1 protein-coding gene is annotated in these 2,037 nt (G+C 58.5%); it reads left to right on the top strand.

Annotation, left to right across the window (positions count from 1 at the left end):
- Nucleotides 1–3: 3 nt before the first annotated feature.
- Nucleotides 4–2,037: AMP-binding protein (locus Q5Y75_RS28290; protein WP_306203636.1), on the top strand; the 2,034-nt coding region annotated here is incomplete at its 3' end.

Here is a 2,037-nt window from a genome sequence, read left to right as displayed (position 1 = left end):
GTCATGGCGCTCGTCGGCGACCGAGCGTTTGGGGATATCTGCAAGGGCCGCTTTGCCTTTGCGTCAACGATCGCGTTTGACGCCGCCACGTTCGAAATCTGGGTTCCGCTAACGTCAGGCGGCTCTGTTGTCGTAAGCCTCCAAAAGCTGCTCAGTAGCAGAGCCCTGTCCGAATTTTTTTCACACAATGAAATCGACGCGGCATTCTTGACGACCAAACTGTTCGAATTCTTGATGGCCGAACAGAGCCCATACCTGCCAGAACTCTTGATATTCGGCGGCGAGGACCTGCGGTCAGATGTCGTCGACTCAAAGAGCTTTTCGGAGAATGCTGCCCGTTTGGTGCACGCCTATGGCCCTACCGAAACAACCACCTTTGCCATTCTGGGCGATACCTCGGATCTCGATCTGAGCGATGGCAAGCTCCCACTTGGACACGCCAAGGACTGCTGCACTTGTTATGTCGTTGACGCAGGGCTGAACCTAGTCCCGGACGGGGTTGCCGGTGAGTTGCTGCTCGGCGGAGAACAGGTGTCTCGCGGATATTTAGGGCGATCATCCCTCACGGCAGAGCGCTTTATCGCAGACCCCTTCTCAAACATCCCGGGCGCGCGGCTCTACCGGACTGGTGACATCGTAAAGCGGTGCGAAGACGGCTCGCTCGTTTTTCTGTGGCGCGCCGATGCACAGATCAAGATCCGCGGAATGCGGGTCGAACCCGGAGAGATCGAAGCCGCCCTGGCATCGCTCGATGGTATCGCCGAGGCGGCGGTCATCCCGCATCAGGATCCGTCAGGGGACACCCAGCTTGTCGCGTATATAGCAAGACAGTCCGAGTGCACCTTCGATGAGGCACGGCTCGAGCAGCAAGTCTGCGGAGACTGGAACGCCGTCTATACGGTCAAACACCAGTCATCTGAAGCCATCGGGCCGTATGGGCTGGACTTCACGGGCTGGACTGAAAGCGCTACGGGCGAGCGCTACGGGCTGGACGCGATGCTGGACTGGCGCGCGCAGACACTCAAACGCCTGAAACAGTTCAAGACCGACCGGGTATTGGAGATCGGCTGTGGATCGGGCCTGATCCTGAGCGGTATCGCCCCCCTGTCGAAGCGCTATGTGGGCGTGGACTTCAACACTGCCGCGCTCAGCAGAGCCCGTCGATTGGTGGAAGACAATGCGGAGTTCAGCCATGTCGAACTTCTACGTGCAGAGGCGATCGACGAAGCGGCGATACCCGATGAGAGATTTGATCTGATCATTCTGAATTCGATCATTCAGTACTTTCCGAGCGAAAGCTATCTTCGAAAGACCCTGCGGCTTGTTGAGCGTCGGCTTGCGCCGGATGGCACCGCGTTTTTTGGCGACGTACGGGACTTGCGTCTGCTTGAGTGCTTTCACCTGGATATCTCCGAGACCCGTCACAACCGCCCCCCGACGACATCTCAGGCGAACAAGGGACGATCGGGGCTTCTGAGAGAGCGAGAGCTGGTTCTCGATCCGGGCTGGTTCGATCGTTTTGATCGCGACAAGTACACGGCGACGGCAATGCCTCGGTTGGACCGCTATGCCACGGAGATGGCGCGCTACCGCTATGATGTCGCGCTGCAAGCTCGATCGCCCCAAGGCAGCACCGACCTGCATGTCCGTTGGCTTGAAGGCGACTACTCATCAGGTCTGGAAACGGCGTTATCCGTCGGCCTCGATGCAGCGCCTCACGAAGTCTTCGGGGTTGCGGATCTGTTCGACAAGCGGCTTGTGGCCCCGCTCCGCCTCTATCATCGCCTTTACGGAGACCTGCCGAACGATGTTGTGGATATTGAGCGATTGGGAACCGCCCCTTTTGAGCCGGAGATTCTCGAACGCATAGCCCGGGATAATAACCGCGTATTGCTGGTTCGGCTTGGGTCCTCTCCGGGGCTGGTCGACGCGTTCTTCTTACCGGGTGCGACATATTTTGATTTCCGTGACCTGCCGAAGCGGGTCTTGGACTTCGCGGGAAGCGAGCCGTTGATCAATGACCCGATCCGGACACAT

Source organism: Ruegeria discodermiae (assembly GCF_030758345.1).
Classification (GTDB): domain Bacteria; phylum Pseudomonadota; class Alphaproteobacteria; order Rhodobacterales; family Rhodobacteraceae; genus Ruegeria_C.
This window is presented reverse-complemented; position numbering and strand designations above follow the sequence as displayed.